General features: G+C 56.3%; 16 protein-coding genes. 14 read left to right on the forward strand and 2 right to left on the reverse strand.

Annotated elements, in window-relative coordinates:
• Nucleotides 1–44: 44 nt before the first annotated feature.
• From JK231_RS14355 to JK231_RS14390, 8 genes are all read left to right on the forward strand, one after another.
• On the forward strand, nt 45–707 hold the full coding sequence (locus JK231_RS14355) for an OmpA family lipoprotein (RefSeq protein ID WP_211728886.1): 663 nt from the start codon (nt 45–47) through the stop codon (nt 705–707).
• 161 nt (nt 708–868) lie between these two features.
• Complete coding sequence (locus JK231_RS14360) at nt 869–1,873, forward strand: LacI family DNA-binding transcriptional regulator (RefSeq protein ID WP_211728887.1); 1,005 nt, start codon at nt 869–871, stop codon at nt 1,871–1,873.
• Between the two features lie 58 nt (nt 1,874–1,931).
• Nucleotides 1,932–2,957: a LacI family DNA-binding transcriptional regulator gene (locus JK231_RS14365; RefSeq protein WP_097118443.1), complete on the forward strand. Its 1,026-nt coding sequence runs from the start codon at nt 1,932–1,934 to the stop codon at nt 2,955–2,957.
• 155 nt (nt 2,958–3,112) lie between these two features.
• A complete protein-coding gene (locus tag JK231_RS14370) occupies nt 3,113–3,862 on the forward strand; it encodes a sugar phosphate isomerase/epimerase (RefSeq protein ID WP_211728888.1) in 750 nt (249 codons plus the stop codon).
• A gap of 7 nt (nt 3,863–3,869) precedes the next feature.
• Complete coding sequence (locus JK231_RS14375) at nt 3,870–4,811, forward strand: sugar kinase (protein WP_211728889.1); 942 nt, start codon at nt 3,870–3,872, stop codon at nt 4,809–4,811.
• A 140-nt stretch (nt 4,812–4,951) separates the two neighbouring features.
• Nucleotides 4,952–6,232: an MFS transporter gene (locus JK231_RS14380; RefSeq protein WP_160833316.1), complete on the forward strand. Its 1,281-nt coding sequence runs from the start codon at nt 4,952–4,954 to the stop codon at nt 6,230–6,232.
• Between the two features lie 66 nt (nt 6,233–6,298).
• Nucleotides 6,299–7,273, forward strand: a complete 975-nt coding sequence (gene ghrB, locus JK231_RS14385; RefSeq protein WP_211728907.1) for a glyoxylate/hydroxypyruvate reductase GhrB — start codon at nt 6,299–6,301, stop codon at nt 7,271–7,273.
• An 82-nt stretch (nt 7,274–7,355) separates the two neighbouring features.
• The gene (locus JK231_RS14390) at nt 7,356–8,597 is read left to right on the forward strand and encodes a valine--pyruvate transaminase (protein ID WP_211728890.1); all 1,242 of its coding nucleotides are present in this window, start codon (nt 7,356–7,358) and stop codon (nt 8,595–8,597) included.
• Nucleotides 8,598–8,646: 49 nt separating this feature from the next.
• Here the strand turns inward: JK231_RS14390 and JK231_RS14395 are convergent, their stop codons facing one another.
• Nucleotides 8,647–8,862: a hypothetical protein gene (locus JK231_RS14395; RefSeq protein ID WP_058961171.1), complete on the reverse strand. Its 216-nt coding sequence runs from the start codon at nt 8,860–8,862 to the stop codon at nt 8,647–8,649.
• Between the two features lie 143 nt (nt 8,863–9,005).
• Nucleotides 9,006–10,457, reverse strand: a complete 1,452-nt coding sequence (locus tag JK231_RS14400; RefSeq protein ID WP_058961173.1) for a PLP-dependent aminotransferase family protein — start codon at nt 10,455–10,457, stop codon at nt 9,006–9,008.
• A 182-nt stretch (nt 10,458–10,639) separates the two neighbouring features.
• On the opposite strand from JK231_RS14400, the gene JK231_RS14405 reads away from it, so the two are divergent.
• The 6 genes from JK231_RS14405 to JK231_RS14430 are packed head-to-tail and all read left to right on the forward strand — an operon-like array spanning nt 10,640 to nt 16,368.
• On the forward strand, nt 10,640–12,106 hold the full coding sequence (locus tag JK231_RS14405; protein WP_211728891.1) for a hypothetical protein: 1,467 nt from the start codon (nt 10,640–10,642) through the stop codon (nt 12,104–12,106).
• 17 nt (nt 12,107–12,123) lie between these two features.
• A complete protein-coding gene (locus JK231_RS14410; RefSeq protein WP_211728892.1) occupies nt 12,124–13,401 on the forward strand; it encodes an ATP-grasp domain-containing protein in 1,278 nt (425 codons plus the stop codon).
• A complete protein-coding gene (locus JK231_RS14415; protein ID WP_160869102.1) occupies nt 13,389–14,099 on the forward strand; it encodes a class II glutamine amidotransferase in 711 nt (236 codons plus the stop codon). The genes JK231_RS14410 and JK231_RS14415 overlap by 13 nt, the downstream gene beginning before the upstream one ends.
• A gap of 5 nt (nt 14,100–14,104) precedes the next feature.
• Nucleotides 14,105–14,905 carry a 2OG-Fe(II) oxygenase gene (locus JK231_RS14420; RefSeq protein ID WP_097118435.1) on the forward strand — a complete coding sequence of 267 codons (801 nt, stop codon included), beginning with the start codon at nt 14,105–14,107 and terminating at the stop codon, nt 14,903–14,905.
• Nucleotides 14,906–14,938: 33 nt separating this feature from the next.
• Nucleotides 14,939–15,439, forward strand: a complete 501-nt coding sequence (locus tag JK231_RS14425; RefSeq protein WP_160833310.1) for a YbaK/EbsC family protein — start codon at nt 14,939–14,941, stop codon at nt 15,437–15,439.
• Nucleotides 15,440–15,462: 23 nt separating this feature from the next.
• Nucleotides 15,463–16,368 carry an EamA family transporter gene (locus tag JK231_RS14430; RefSeq protein WP_097118433.1) on the forward strand — a complete coding sequence of 302 codons (906 nt, stop codon included), beginning with the start codon at nt 15,463–15,465 and terminating at the stop codon, nt 16,366–16,368.
• Nucleotides 16,369–16,412: the final 44 nt, after the last annotated feature.

The raw sequence follows: 16,412 nt of genomic DNA on the forward strand, positions 1-16,412 counted from the left end.
CGTTTTGGGGCATTTTCCCCGTGTGACTTTGTGAGGGATTTTCAATGAAAAAGCGTAGTTTGACGCTGGCCTTGTTACTCAGCGGCAGCGTTATGCTGTCCGGTTGTACCACCAATCCTTATACCGGCGAATCGCAGGCCGGGAAATCCGGCATCGGCGCGGGCTTAGGTGCCGTGCTGGGTGCAGGCGTTGGCGTGTTGTCATCGTCGAAGAAAGATCGCGGCAAAGGCGCGCTGATTGGTGCCGCATCCGGTGCGGCGCTGGGCGGTGGCGTCGGCTATTACATGGATGTGCAGGAAGCGAAGCTGCGCGATAAAATGCGCGGTACTGGCGTCAGCGTGACGCGTCAGGGCGATAACATCGTGCTGAATATGCCGAATAACGTCACCTTTGACTCTAACAGCAGCAACCTGAAACCCGCAGGTGCTAACACCTTAACAGGTGTCGCGATGGTGCTGAAAGAGTATCCTAAAACCGCCGTCAATGTGGTGGGCTTCACCGACAGCACCGGTACGCGCGCGCTGAATATGCGCCTGTCGCAACAGCGTGCGGATAGCGTGGCCAGCGGCCTGATTCTGCAAGGCGTAGCCCAGAACCGTCTGCGCACGCAGGGCATGGGCCCGGATAATCCGGTGGCCAGCAACAGCACCGAAGCGGGTAAAGCACAAAACCGCCGCGTCGAGATCACGCTGAGTCCACTGGGTTAATCCCGCTCGCCGATCTGTTTCTGCAGATCGGCTTTTCCGCACGTTTTTACACCGCAATTGACGCTTTTTGTATCAGATAACGCTCTATAATCGTCAACCAATAGAGCCGTGAAATACTTTATGCTAGCGTGATCAAAATTTGATCGGTGGAAAACGTCATCATGTCGCTCAAAGCCATTGCCGCTACCCTCGGCCTCTCTGTTACCACCGTGAGTCGTGCGCTAAATGGCTATGACGATGTTGCGGCCGCCACGCGTAAACGTATTGAAGAAGAAGCCACTTCACGCGGCTATCGTCCGAATGATGCCGCGCGCCGTCTGAAGACCGGGCGCGCCAATGCCGTCGGGCTGGTTTTCCCGGTCAGCACTGCCTCTTTGAATGACAGCTATTACAGTGAAATGCTGTTGACGCTGGATCAACGCCTTGCTCAGCATGACATTGATCTGATGATCCTGCCGGATAAACCGCAGGATAAGCACCGCACGCTGATGCGCTTGCTGCGCAGTGGCGCGCTGGATGCGTTGATTCTCACCCATACCCAACCGCATGATATCCGTCTGCAGCGTTTGCAGCAGAAAGGCTATCGCTTTCTCACGCTGGGCCGCAGCCAGCTGCCGCAACCTTATGCCTGGTTTGATTACGATAATCATGCAGGCACCTTGCTGGCCGCTGAACACTGCCTGCAACAAGGGCTGACAAGGCTTGCCTATCTTGGCGGCAACGAGCCCTGCACGTATATCCTCGATCGTCGCCACGGCTTTATCGATGCCCTCACACAGCATCAACCACCTATCGCGCCAACGATGCTGGCCGCGCTGCCGGTAACACGTCGTGCCGGTTACCAGCAAACACAGCGCTGGCTGGCGCAGGATATCGCGCCTCAAGCCATCATCACGGATTGTGCGCCGCTGGGTGAAGGCGCGGCCATCGCGTTGCAGCAGGCCGACCGTTTAAGCGGCGCGCGGGCGATCCCCCTCTATGTCTACGATGGCTTGCCGCATGACTCCATTATCGATCATCCGGTGAACGCGATTTTGCAGCTATCGCAGCAGCGCATTGGCGAACGCGTGGCCGAAATGGTGCTGCAACTGCTGGAAGGTGCACCGCTTGAGGAGCTCCAGACGCTGTGGCAACCGATGTTGCGCCTCACTTCTGATGCACAATGATTGCGTGCGCGCCGCGCTGTGATAGTCTTCGCCTGATTTTATTATTCAGGTGTACGCGATGAAGACCAGGCCGCCACGAGCCACAATCAGTGACGTTGCCCGCACGGCAAAAACCGGTAAAACCAGCGTTTCCCGCTATCTTAATGGCGAAGTGAATCTGCTCTCGCCCGATCTCAAAGCCCGTATTGAACAGGCGATTGCCGACCTCGATTATCGTCCCAGCCAGATGGCACGCGGCCTGAAGCGTGGCCGCACGCGGCTGATTGGCCTGATTATCGCGGATATTACCAATCCCTATTCCGTGGATGTGCTGAGCGGTATCGAAGCGGCCTGCCGTGCGCAGGGCTTTACGCTGCTGATGTGTAACACCAACAACGAAGTCGATCGCGAGCAGTATTATCTGCAACTGCTGAGCAGCTATCAGGTTGAGGGCATCGTGGTGAACGCGGTCGGGATGCACGAAGAGGTGCTGAAGCGCCTGCAGCAGTCGATGCTGCCGATGGTGCTGATTGACCGTAAAATTCCTGACTTCGCCTGTGATGTGGTTGGCCTGAATAACCCCGAAGCCGCGCAAATTGCCACCCAGCATCTGCTGGACAACGGTTACGATGCCCTGCTGTTCCTCAGCGAACCCTTGGGTAGCGTTAACACCCGCCGTGAACGACTCGGCGCGTTCTATGACACCTGTAAAGCCCACGCCGGCGTGATGGCGGAAAACGCCGAAGTCCCCCTGCATCAGCCAGAACAGTTGGAGCAGGTGCTGCGGACATTCCAGCAACGCCACAGTGACAAACGCTGCGCGGTGATGGCCGCCAACGGAGCCCTGACCTTGCAGGTGGCGCGCGCCTTGCAGCGGCTCGAACAGCGCTGGGGTGAAACCATTGGCCTGCTTGGTTTTGATGAGCTGGAGTGGGCCGCACTGGCGGGCGTGGGCATCACCACCCTGAAACAGCCCACCTGGCAAATTGGCTATGCGGCGCTGGAACAGGTGATCTCACGCATTGACGGTAATGAGCAGCCGATCAATGAGCAGGTTTTCCCCGGTGAGCTCATTGTGCGCGGCTCCAGCCAGCCGCTGCGTTAATCCCCCTTTCTCCGGCTCACTTCGTGAGCAGGATCATAATTCCACACTCTCTTTCTTTCATTTGGAACCGGTTCCATTTAGGTTTTTTTTAAGACATCGATTTAAAACAACGGGCGGCTCAGACCGCATCCTTCCGAGTTCAATGGAGAGACAACATGGCACATCCGGAAATCATCGTGGTCACCGCCGCCTACGGCACGCACAAAGTCGCTGAATTGGGTGGTCAAACCGCCCTGCTGCCGCTGATCAAATCCGCTGGCGCGGATGGCGTAGAAATCCGTCGTGAGCTATTCAGCGAAGATGATCTGCTGAGACTGCACTCGCTCAACGAGGCAATTGCTCAACAGCAGCTGAGTGCCAGCTACTCGGTGCCGGAAGCGTTGTGGCTGGAAGATGGCTCGCTCAACCCTCGTCTGGGGCAGTTCCTGCTGGAAGCCGAACAGATTGGCGCTAAGCGTTTGAAAATCGCCCTCGGCCATTTTGTCGATCTCTCCGACGCTGCGCTGGTTGAGGTACTCGCCGCATCGCCAGTAACCGTGGTGGTGGAAAACGATCAAACGCCAGACAGCAAACTGGCCCCGATGCAGACCTTCTTCCATCGTGCCTGCGATGCCGCCCTGCCGCTGGATATGACCTTCGACATGGGCAACTGGCAGTGGACCGGCGAAGACGCTTTGCAGGCCGCAGCGCAGCTCAGCCGTTACGTCAGCTACATTCACGTGAAAGCCGCGGTGCCACATGGCGAGAGCTTCCGTGCGGTGGCGCTGGACGAAACCGACGGCAGCTGGCGCACATTGCTTAACGCACTGCCTGCTGATGCGCCGCGCGGCATCGAGTTCCCACTCGAAGGCGAAGATCTGCTGGCCGTGACACGCCATTACGTTGAATTGCTGCGTGCGCTGTAAGGAGTCGATGATGAAGCAACTGGATGTGGTCACGATTGGCGAAGCGATGGCGATGTTTATCGCTCAGCAAAGCGGGGATCTCGCCGCCGCAGAGGGCTTCGTCAAACGTATTGCCGGTGCCGAACTGAATGTAGCCATCGGCCTGGCGCGCCTTGGTTTACAGGTCGGCTGGGTCAGCCGCGTCGGCGATGACAGTTTCGGCCGTTTTACGCTGCAACAGCTGGCGAAAGAGAAGGTCGATCATCACAGTGTGACCACCGATACCCGCTATCGCACCGGTTTTCAGCTCAAGTCGCGCGTCGATGACGGTTCCGATCCTGAAGTGGAATATTTCCGTGCAGGCTCCGCCGCCAGCCATCTGTCACCAGACGATTTTAATGCGGATTATTTTGGTGGCGCGCGCCACCTGCACCTGAGCGGCGTGGCCGCCGCCCTCTCCGACAGCTCGCTTGAGTTGACCAAACATGCGGCCAAAGAGATGCGTTCGCGCGGCAAAACCATCTCCTTCGATCCGAATTTGCGCCCGGTGTTATGGCGCAGCGAGGAGGAAATGCGTAAGCAGCTGAATCTGCTGGCAGAGTACGCAGACTGGGTGCTGCCGGGTGAGAAAGAAGGGTTCATTCTGACCGGCTATCGTCAGCCAGAAGCCATCGCCGATTTCTATCTGGATAAAGGTGTACGGGCTGTGGTGATCAAAACCGGCTGCGACGGCGCCTGGTACAAAACTGCCGACGGTGAAAAGGGCAATGTCGCACCGATTCTCGTCGATAACGTGGTGGATACCGTAGGCGCGGGCGATGGTTTTGCCGTGGGCCTGATCAGCGCATTGCTGGAAGGCAAATCGCTGCCACAGGCGATTCTGCGCGGTAACAAGATTGGTTCGCTGGCGATTCAGGTCGCCGGCGACAGTGAAGGCCTGCCGACGCGCGCGGCGCTGGGCGATTTTTAATTAAGCGGTTGCCTTAATCGGTGACCCTGCAGGAGGGTACGCATTCAGGTGTACCTGGTTAATCCGTCTGTCTCTACACAACCCGATTATTTCGAGGCGCATCCATTGAATGTGCCCGCCTCAAAACAGAGGAGTCACCCATGAAATCGCAGACAATCGCGCCAAAACGCTGGTGGTTTATCATGCCCATCGTGTTTATCACCTACAGTCTGGCATATCTGGACCGGGCGAACTTTAGCTTCGCCTCTGCCGCAGGGATTAATGACGATCTCGGCATCACCAAAGGCATGTCATCGCTGTTGGGTGCCCTGTTCTTCCTTGGCTATTTCTTCTTCCAGATCCCCGGCGCGGTGTATGCCGAACGCCGCAGCGTGAAGAAGCTGATTTTCTGGTGCCTGATTCTGTGGGGCGGCTGTGCCTCATTAACCGGCGTGGTAAGCAACATTCCGATGCTGGCAGCGATTCGTTTCGTGCTTGGCGTGGTGGAAGCGGCGGTGATGCCGGCGATGCTGATTTACATCAGTAACTGGTTCACTAAGTCGGAACGTTCGCGCGCCAATACTTTCCTGATCCTCGGCAATCCGGTCACGGTGCTGTGGATGTCGGTGGTGTCCGGCTATCTGATTAATGCTTTCGGCTGGCGTGAAATGTTTATCTTCGAAGGCATCCCGGCGGTGATCTGGGCCGTGGCCTGGTGGTTCCTGGTGCAGGACAAGCCAGCACAAGCCAAATGGATGAGCGACGAAGAGAAATCAGCACTGCAGGCGCAGTTGCAGAAAGAGCAGGAAGGCATCAAAGCGGTGCGTAACTATGGCGAAGCCTTCCGAAATCGCAATGTGATCATTCTGTGCATGCAATATTTTGCCTGGAGCATTGGCGTGTACGGTTTCGTACTGTGGCTGCCTTCGATTCTGCGTAACGGCACACAGATGGGTATGGTCGAGGCGGGTTGGCTTTCAGCAGTGCCTTATCTGGTGGCGACCATTGCGATGGTCGTGGTGTCATGGGCGTCTGACAAAAAGCAAAACCGTAAGCTGTTTGTCTGGCCGTTGCTGCTGATTGGGGCGCTGGCATTCCTTGGCTCCTATCTGGTCGGTTCCAGCCACTTCTGGCTGTCGTATGCGCTGCTGGTGATTGCCGGTGGCGCGATGTATGCCCCTTACGGCCCGTTCTTTGCCCTGATTACTGAGATGCTGCCACGCAACGTTGCTGGCGGTGCCATGGCGCTGATTAACAGCATGGGCGCACTCGGCTCCTTCATCGGATCGTGGATTGTAGGCTATCTTAATGGCGCAACCGGCAGTCCTGCTGCCTCTTATATCTTTATGGGTGCCGCGCTGCTGGTCTCGGTGTGGCTGACGTTAATCGTCAAGCCCGCGGAGAACAAGACAGCACCGATTCATGGGGCGAAGCACGCCTGAAAGCGTAAGAAATGACTTTTCCGGGCGGCTCAGGTCGCCCGTCACACGTTCTACAGGGAGCAAATGATGAAACCTGCTGTGATTCTTTATAAGAGCCTGCCAGACGATCTGCGCGCTAAACTGGATGCCCATTTTACCGTCACCGAAGTGCATGACGTCTCCTCCGAAACCGTGCAACAGCATGCCGCACAGTTTGCGCAAGCCGAGGGTTTGCTCGGCTCAGGCGGTAAAGTAAATGGTGATCTGCTGGCGAAGATGCCCGCCTTACGCGCTTGTTCTACCGTGTCTGTGGGTTACGACAACTTTGATGTCGAAGCCTTAAATCAGCGCAATGTACTGCTGATGCACACGCCAACCGTTTTGACCGAAACCGTGGCCGATACCATGATGGCGCTGGTGCTGAGCACCGCCCGTCGCGTCACCGAGTTGGATCAATGGGTTAAGGCCGGTGAATGGAAGAAAAGCATCGGACCAGAACATTTCGGCATCGACGTGCATCACAAAACCTTGGGGATTCTTGGCATGGGCCGTATCGGCCTGGCGCTGGCGCAGCGTGCGCACTTCGGCTTCGGCATGAATATTCTTTATAACGCACGCCGTCAGCATGAAGAGGCGGAAACCCGCTTCGGTGCGCGTGCTTGTGACCTTGAAACGCTGCTGAAAGAGAGTGATTTTGTCTGTATCAGCCTGCCATTGACTGAGCAGACACATCATATGATTGGCGCTGCACAGCTCAAGATGATGAAACCCAGCGCCATCCTGATAAATGCAGGTCGCGGCCCGGTGGTTGATGAGCAAGCGCTGACGGCGGCATTGAAGGACGGCACGATTCACGCAGCCGGTCTGGATGTGTTTGAAGTGGAGCCGGTGCCTGCCGATGCGGAGATCCTTAAGTTGCCGAACGTGGTAGCGCTGCCGCACATCGGCTCAGCCACCCATGAAACGCGTTACGGTATGGCACGTGATGCGGTGGATAACCTGATTGCTGCGCTGAGCGGCAAAGTCGAGAAAAACTGCGTTAACCCGCAAATCCAGGCCTAAGCTTGCTGCTTTAGCCATTGCGCCTGCCCGTGGCGGGCGCTATGGTGGTTGCCCATTCCCGATTACAATGTTTTAACTTCCTATGTCCTTTTCTCAGTTCGGCGACAAATTTACTCAACATTCCGGCATCTCACGTCTGATGGAAGACATGGGTGAAGGCCTGCGCACGCCCGGCACCATTATGCTTGGCGGCGGCAACCCGGCGCAGATCCCGGCCATTAATGACTACTTCAACCAGCTGCTGCTGCAGATGCATCAGGACGGAAAACTGAGCGAAGCGCTGTGCAATTACGACGGTCCGCGTGGTAAAACGCTGCTGCTGGATGCGCTGGCGAACATGCTGCGTGAAGAGCTGGGCTGGCCGATTATCGCACAAAATATTGCGCTGACCAACGGCAGCCAGAGCGCGTTCTTCTATCTGTTTAACCTGTTCGCGGGTCGTCGCGCCGACGGCAGTAAAAAACGCGTGCTGTTCCCGCTGGCACCGGAGTATCTCGGTTACGCCGATGCCGGACTGGAAGAAGATCTGTTTGTTTCCGCCAGGCCGAACATTGAGCTGCTGCCAGAAGGTCAGTTCAAGTATCACGTCGATTTCGACCACCTGCCGCTGAATGAGGACGTGGGCCTGATCTGCGTGTCGCGCCCAACCAACCCGACCGGTAACGTGATCACCGATGACGAGCTGATGCAGCTGGATGCGCTGGCACAGCAGCACGGCGTGCCATTACTGATCGATAACGCCTACGGTGTGCCCTTCCCCGGCATTATCTTCAGCGAAGCCCGTCCGCTGTGGAACCCAAATACCATTCTGTGCATGAGCCTGTCGAAACTCGGCCTGCCGGGTGCACGTTGCGGCATTATCGTCGCCGATGAGAGCACGATTAGCGCGATTGGTAACATGAATGGGATTATCAGCTTAGCGCCAGGCAGTATCGGCCCGGCGATTGCCACTGAGATGATCGTGCGTGGCGATTTGCTGCGTCTGTCGGAAGAGGTGATCAAGCCGTTCTATCAGGACAAGGTGAGCGAGACGATTGCCATTCTGCGCCGCTATCTGCCGGAAGATCGCTGCCTGATCCACAAACCCGAAGGGGCAATTTTCCTCTGGCTGTGGTTCCGCGATCTGCCGATCAGCACCGAAGCCTTGTATCAGCGCCTGAAAGCGCGCGGCGTGCTGATGGTGCCGGGCCACTTCTTCTTCCCTGGTCTGGAACAGGAATGGCCGCATACACATCAATGTATGCGCATGAACTATGTACCGGATGCGGAGAAGATTGAACGCGCGGTGCAGATTCTGGCGGAAGAGCTGGAGAAGATTGGCTAAACCAATCTTTTAAAACGCCTCTCGAAATTAATCGGGAGGCGTTGATGCATTATTTATTATTGTACCAGTCGTAAAATCGGAACAGGCTTGAATAAAAAGCATAGGCTCCGATCAGCATAAATAACCATGCTACTACGCCAACCCATCCAGGATTATTCACCGGGACATAGGGTAAGGATTCATGCGATAGGGTAAAGAAAGTCCAAATCCACAATGCGAAAATAATGAATCCACGTGTAGGGATATCCTTTCCAAAAATTTTCATTACTTATCCTTGTCATCTATTTCATATATTTAATGATAAACCAAGCCAGACAAGAATAAATTAGTGATTCCATTAACTGGTAGTGAATAATAAACACAGCAGCCGATGTTTATTTAAATTTGTGAACTACTTCCAAATAATCTCTATTTATCCGCCACCAGCGATAGCTGGCACCATTGCGCCAGCTGCTTGATCGCCTCCTCCACTTCCGCATTCCAGCCAAAACCGGCGTTCAGTCGGAAACAGTGATCGTAACGGTGATCGGTGGCGAAGATATGTCCCGGCGCGATACCGATGCCCGCGTTACGCGCTTTAAGAAACAGCGCGCGCACGTTTAACGACTGAATGGGCATTTCCACCCACAACACATAGCCGCCTTCAGGATCCGATACACGCGTGCCCGCAGGGAAATAACGCAACACCGCCTGGCGCATATGGTGGATTTGATTCTTCAACTCACGACGCAATTTGCGCAGATGCGCATCGTAGCCGCCGCTGCGCAGCAGTTCAGCAATCGCTGCCTGTGACAACACCGAGGTGCCCATGCTGGTGGTGTATTTCAGCGAGGCGATTTTGCGCATGTAATTACTGCTGTGCACCCAGCCAATGCGGATACCGGGCGCCACCGTTTTCGAGAAGCCGCTGCAAAGAATGGCATTCGGGCTAAAGGCGCGCATCGGGAACGGACGGCGATTGCCAAACGCCGTATCACCGAAAATATCATCCTCAATAATCACCACATCATTCTCATCGGCCTGACGCGCAATATAGGCTTTCTGCTCGTTGGGAATGCTTTTCCCCAGCGGATTATTGATGTTGTTGATGGTGAGATAGGCCTGCACCGCTTTACGCTGAAACAGCGCGGTAAGTTTACTGACGTTAACATAACCTTCCGGCCCGGCTTCCACTTCAATCACGCGCAGATTGAGATTATGCAGCATCTGCAACAGCACGAAGTAGCACGGCGATTCCACTGCAACGATATCGCCGGGGCGGGTGGTGGCGCGCAAAGCCAGTGAGATAGCTTCGATACAACCGTTGGTGATCAGGATGTCATCAGCGCTGATATTGCAGCCATAATCCACCGCGCGGCGTGCAATCTCGGCTTTGAGCGGCGCATAGCCGGTGCCCTTCACCGTGTTGCCGAGCAGTGCCGGTTTGCTGTAGCCCATCTGGCGCATCAGCAATCCAATTTTCTTGACCGGATAGAGCGAGATATCGCCATTGGCCAGATCCAGCCGCACACGACAATCGGAGCCCAGCATGGCCAGATGCAGCTCGGTTTGTTCATCCAGCGGGGCGACTTCACGCGGCTGTTCGCTGTGGATGGCAGCGGGTAACCCCCTGGGAACCTGACGGGGCGCCACAAAAAAGCCGGACTTAGGACGCGCAACGGCATAGTGCTCATCCTCCAGCGTGCGTAATGTTTTCAGCGCAGTGGTCATGCTGACGCTGTACTGCGTCGCCAGCGTGCGCACCGACGGTAAACGGCTATCAGGCGGCAGCGATCCGCTGTGAATGGCTTGTTTTATCTGCTCTGCAATCTGACGGTAACGACTACTCTGGCTCTCCTGTTCACCCGTTCCATCCGCCATCTGTTCCACCCTATATCGTGCTGATCTGTGCGTATCCATCAGATTACATTCAAAGTACTTTAGGCTGCATCTGTTAATTCAGCCTCAGACATTCATTCCGTTGCAACTTCGTGGCCCCTTTTCCTGCCCGTTACCGCCAGCACGGTAACGGCGATTTTATTAGCCAAAGGATGAAGTGAAAAATGAATAATCTGTCCACCATGATGAGAGAAATTGAAGGTTATCTCACGCCCGCGATTATCGATTCTGCTCAACGCTGTTCTCAACGCTTACTTGCCGCCCTACCCGATAGCGACAATCCCGCTAACAATCGCGTGCTACTCGCCTATGGCGGCGGGAAAGACAGCAGCTACATGGTGGCGTATGTGCGCTACATTCAGGGGCTGATTTGGCAGCAGCAGGGCAGCACCTTCCAGCTGCGCATCAGCACCAATCGTCATGCGGCGATGAACGACAGCGTGATGGAAAATATCGACCGCGTATATCGTGCACTGCACATTCCGGGTGATGACTTTACCGAATGCCTGGTGACTGATGGCTTGCAAATCCGCCACTTTGAACGTCATCTGCCGATGCCCGACAGCGTGCGCCAGCAGAATCGCAACGATGTGCTGATGAATGGCCATCGCTTTCGTGCCGATGCGCGCTCCACTTTCTGTAACGCCTGCAACCTCAGCATGGTGAACTCGTTTGGCCTTGCCGCGCACTACGAGGGCGGCGTGGATGTGATCATCACCGGTGATTCGCCGCAGGAGCAGACCGCTTACCTCGCCTGGGCTCGTCATCTTTCACGCCTGTTTGATGCGCCCGTTGCCGACAAATCACGCGGCTTTAGCGGCTTCCTGCAAACCCTGGATGGCGTGGCAGAACGCTATTTCGCCGACATTTACGGCGCCGAGCAGGTTACCCCGGCCCATCGCATCACCTGGCAGCTGGCACGCGATCCGCTGTTCTTCAACATCTATCAGGACACCGCCTATGAAGCGGGTGCGCACTGGTCGCTACTCACCGAGTTCATGCACTTCCGCTTTGATGAGCTGATGTTCAGCTTCTCTGAATCGGACTGCGGCAACCCGACGTTAATGGCACATATTCGCGGTCTGCGAGCGGAGACGCTGATGCAGCGTAGCTACGCCGAAGGCATTCGCGAATATGTGCGCTTTGCGCTCGGCCTGATGGAGAAGAAAGATTTCCCGCCGCAACTGATTGCGGAAATGGCGGCGCGTTATCAGGACGATGCGGCGATTGAACGCGCTCGCCAGCGTGCAGCGCAGTTTGCCGAACAGGCGTTTGGCCTCAACGAAACCCAGCTGGTGTGCATGATCTATTCGCCGTTTATCGCGCAAGGCCAACAGCTCAATGTCTGGCTACAACAGCTCGATCAGGCGCCTGATGAACAGGCGGTGCGGGCACTGCTATGCGGCGATAGCGATGATTTGCTGCTGGCACAGCAGCTGGAGCAGCTCTCCGGCCTGACGATTGCACAGATGCGCCAGTGCTGGCGCAGTGCACAGGTCAATACGCTGCTGGATGGCACGCGCGGCGATGCGCTCTCACGCGTGCTGCGTTTCGATCCCCACAAAGCAGTGATTCAGGTCAACAACGGTGCCTTGCAAGACATCGTCACTGAAGTGATCTCCGGGCGTTAACCCGGTAAGGCGACGCGATGAGAAAGATTTTCCTGCAGATTGGCGCCACGCGTGACGGGCAAAATCCGTACTGCGCAGTGGCAAAACGCGAAGGCTATTTTACCGTGCTGGCGGAGATGGGCGACTTTGTCGACTATCAAAGCTTGAGCATTCAGCTGCCGTTCGATCTGATTGTGCGTCTCGATCGCCCGGAAAATCCGTGGGATGTGTTACAGGCCTGTCTGCGCGCGGGCTTACTGGAACATCCTCAGGTAGTGCTGGCAGGCTTTGAAGCCTACAACGCCAGCGCCGGTCGCGTACGCGAACTGCTGGCCGGGCCGGATGCCGGACCTTGCTTTATTCCGCCGGATAAGTACGCACAGCGCATGGCCTTGCGTAAAGCCTGGCCACGCTTTCCACAGCCGGAGTTTCGCTTCTTTGCCTCACCGCTGAGCATTCGTGACGCGCGTGATGCACTGCTGTATCCCTGCGTGATCAAACCGGTGGATGGCGGCGGCGGATTAGGGATCTGGCTGGTGGAAGAGGCCAGCCAGCTCGATACGGTGATCGGCAAGCTGGTGGAGACCATGAACTACGGCGGGCGCGGCTTTAGCGGCTTTATTGTCGAAAGCTGGCTGCCGGGCGACGAGTATTCACTACAAGGTGTGGTGGATAACGGACACGCGGTGGCGCTGACCTGCTGTCAAAAGGTGATCGAGCACCACATCGATGCAGAAGGCTGTATCAGCTTTTACGAATCCGGCCATGTGGCGATGGCTGCACAACAGCTGCCTGCGGCTTTTGCCAGTTTGATGAGCTTTTGCTGTGAGACCTTTGGCTATCGCCAGGGCGCCTTCCACATCGATTTTATTATGGTGAACGGTGAACCGCACTTCCTCGAAATGGGCTTCCGCTTATCGGGCATGGGCGTGGTGAATCTGGTCGAGGAAGTCACCGGCATTAACTGGGCGGAGGTAGCGTTTCAGATTGAAGCCGGACGGGGTTTGCCGGTGCTGCACTTCCCTAAGCAAGCCCAGGCCATTGGTCGCCTGCGCCTGCGTCAGCGCCTGCAATATGACGCAGCGGAACGCTGGATCGCCCAACATCAGCGCGGTCAACTATTGCCACCGCTCAATCTGCCCGCGCTGGCCGTCTCGCCGCGATCCTCGCTCTACGCCGACCTCACCCGTCATGCTGGTATCCTCGCCACCTTCCGTCTTGCCGCAGACAGCCGTGACGATGTGTTAGCGGTGTTCCAGCAGATTCTCGACGTTCCGTCCTTAGCCCCCCGGAGAGATCTTCTATGTGCAGAATGATTCTGGCAAGCGGTCAGTTTGATGCGGCAGCGGTACTGGACGCCGCACGCGCCATGAGCTGTGGCGAAACCGCCACGCATGACGGCCCGATCAAACAGCACCCTAATGGCTGGGGCTGTTTGTGGCTGGATCAGGGAAAGATTCGCACCCTGCATGGCACTGGCACCTTTGCTGATGCGCTGCCCGGTATTGATGTTGATGCATTGCGTCACAGTCGTTTTCTGGCGGTACATGTCCGCCACGCCACGCTGAGCAAAAATCACGGCATCGAGTTTTCCCATCCGCTGTGGCGCACCAGCGGCGCGACACAGTGGTACATGATGCACAACGGCTTTTTACCCACGGTCTATGCGCAACTGGGCATGGCGGAATCGCGCTTTGACTCCGCCGAATACCTTGAATATATCGTCGATCAGGTGACGCCTGCCGATTTTACCCGTGACTACCTGCGCAGCAAGATGGCGCGCGTGGCACCGGGTGGCAGTGCGGCTAATGCGATTTTTGTCACCCGGGATAAAGCCTGGGCGTGGCAGTGGCATCCCGATGACACCCCTTATCCTGACTATTTCACGTTGCATCATTATCAAAATAACAGCACCACTTTTATCTCTTCTGAACCTATTGCTGCACTGGGCACGGCGTCTGACTGGCGTCGCATGAACAACCATGAACTTCATGAATTTCCACTTGGGGAGTGATCAGCATGGCCATTTTCAATCAGATACGCGTTATCCATCCAAAAATGTTCGTCGAAAGCACCTGGCTGGATGACATCGTGACCGCGCGCGTACCGCTGTTGGTGCTGCGCAATTTCCTGACGCCTGAAGTGCGCGAAGCGGTGGTGGACGATCTGCAACAGTGCCGCGATCAGGTGCGCGTCTCGCGCTATCCAAATGGCGCACTGACCACGCTCGGCCCCTATCTGGCTAAACACACTCGCGCACCCGAAAATTACTTCACCGAGCTGCGCGACATCCAGCCAGCACTGCCAGCGTCACTGCACTGCCTGCGCGATCAGGTTTACAACTGGGTGAAGCACTCATTGCGTCTGGAGAGTCTGCACACTGCCCGCGAGCCGGAGTTGGGCGATTACGCGGGTTCGATTGTGCGCTTTCATGCCAATGGCGTCGCCAATCCACTGCATAACGACAACATCGTACGCGATGCCGCGGGCAGTGGTTTGGCCGTCACCCACATCCTGCATCAACTGAGCTGTGTGGTCTGTTTGCAGGAGTGTCACGCGGGCGGGGAACTGCGGATATTCAACAAAAAGTGGCATCCGGTGGATGAGCGCTTCAAAACGCCAGGTGAACTCGGCTATCAGACTGGCGTGATTGAGCAAAGCGAGGCGTGTGAGTTCTCCCCACGCAGCGGTGACATCTATCTGTTTAATCCGGCGTTTTATCACGAGATTGATCGCGTGGAAGGCGACACGCGCATCACCATGGGCTTTTTCTTTGGCCTGACCGACAAAAAAATGAAGCACGCCATTGCCTGGAGTTAATACCGGGCCTTCGACGAGGAGATGAAGATGAAGATGAATACCTATGAAAAAATCACTGCCCTGCTGGATCAACACCACGCAGACTATCGCGTGGTGGAGCATGAGGCCATCGGTCAGACCGATGTGATCAGCGGCATTCGCGGCAACGATCTCAATCAGGCGGCCAAAGCGATGGTGCTGGAAGTGACGATGCCTGACGGTGCCGATGCGCGTTACCTGCTGGCGATAGTGCCGGGCGACTGCAAGATCAACTTCAAAAGTGCCGCACGCGCCATTGGTGGCAAGAAGTCGAGTTTTGCCGCGCCAGAGAAAGCACAGGAACTGACGCAGTGTGTGATGGGCGCGGTGCCGCCCTTTAGTTTTGATGACCGACTGGCGCTGCGCGTCGATGCGCGCCTGCGTGATGTCGGCACGCTGTGGTTTAACGCCGGCGCGCTGGAGCGTTCCATGGCGCTGAATGTGGATGATTTTTTTCGTGTTATCGGCGATGACTGTTGTGCAGACATTGCCACTCCGATGACGGCGACTGCCTGAAACGGCTGTAGTAAGGAACGAGTATGTCAGTAAAAGATATGATGTTAGCCCTGTGCGTAGTGGTGGCGTGGGGCGTGAATTTTGTGGTGATCAAACTGGGTATGCACGATATGCCGCCGTTTCTGCTGGCGGGATTGCGTTTTGCACTGGTGGCGTTCCCGGCTATCTTCTTTGTGAAGCGGCCGCAGATCCCTTTGCGCTGGCTGATCGTGTACGGCATGACTATCAGCTTTGGTCAGTTCGCTTTCCTGTTTCTGGCGATCAAACTCGGCATGCCAGCAGGACTGGCCTCACTGGTGTTACAGGCGCAGGCATTCTTTACGCTGCTGCTGGGGGCTTTATTGCTGGCGGAAAAACTGCGCTGGAACCACATCGCCGGAATTTTGGTGGCGACACTTGGCATGTTTATGCTGGCAACGGCGGGCATGCAGGGCCAAACCACCGCTGGGATTACGCTCACCACCATGATGCTGACGCTGGCGGCGGCGCTGTCATGGGGACTGGGCAATATCACCAACAAGATCATTTTGCGTAATCGTAAGGTGCCGGTGATGTCGCTGGTGGTGTGGAGTGCACTGGTGCCGGTAGTGCCGTTTTTCGCCTGCTCATGGTGGTTTGATGGCGAAGCAGCAATCGTCACCAGCCTGCTGAATATCTCGTTGCAGACGGTGCTGGCGCTGATTTACCTCGCGTTTATAGCCACTATTGTCGGCTACGCGATCTGGGGCAATTTGCTCGGACGCTATGAGACCTGGCGCGTGGCGCCGCTGTCACTGCTGGTGCCCGTGGTGGGCATTCTTAGCGCTGCGCTGGTACTCGACGAAACCCTGTCAGCGCAGGAAATTCTCGGTGCGTCAGTGATTATTCTCGGCCTGCTGGTGAACGTGTTCGGCGGGATGGTGAGTCAGCGATTATGGGTGCGCACCTGATCCGCAGAAACAAAAACGCCGCATTTCTGCGGCGTTTTCTTCTC

The sequence above is a fragment of the Pantoea sp. JGM49 genome (assembly GCF_018257655.1).
GTDB classification, from domain to species: domain Bacteria; phylum Pseudomonadota; class Gammaproteobacteria; order Enterobacterales; family Enterobacteriaceae; genus Pantoea; species Pantoea communis.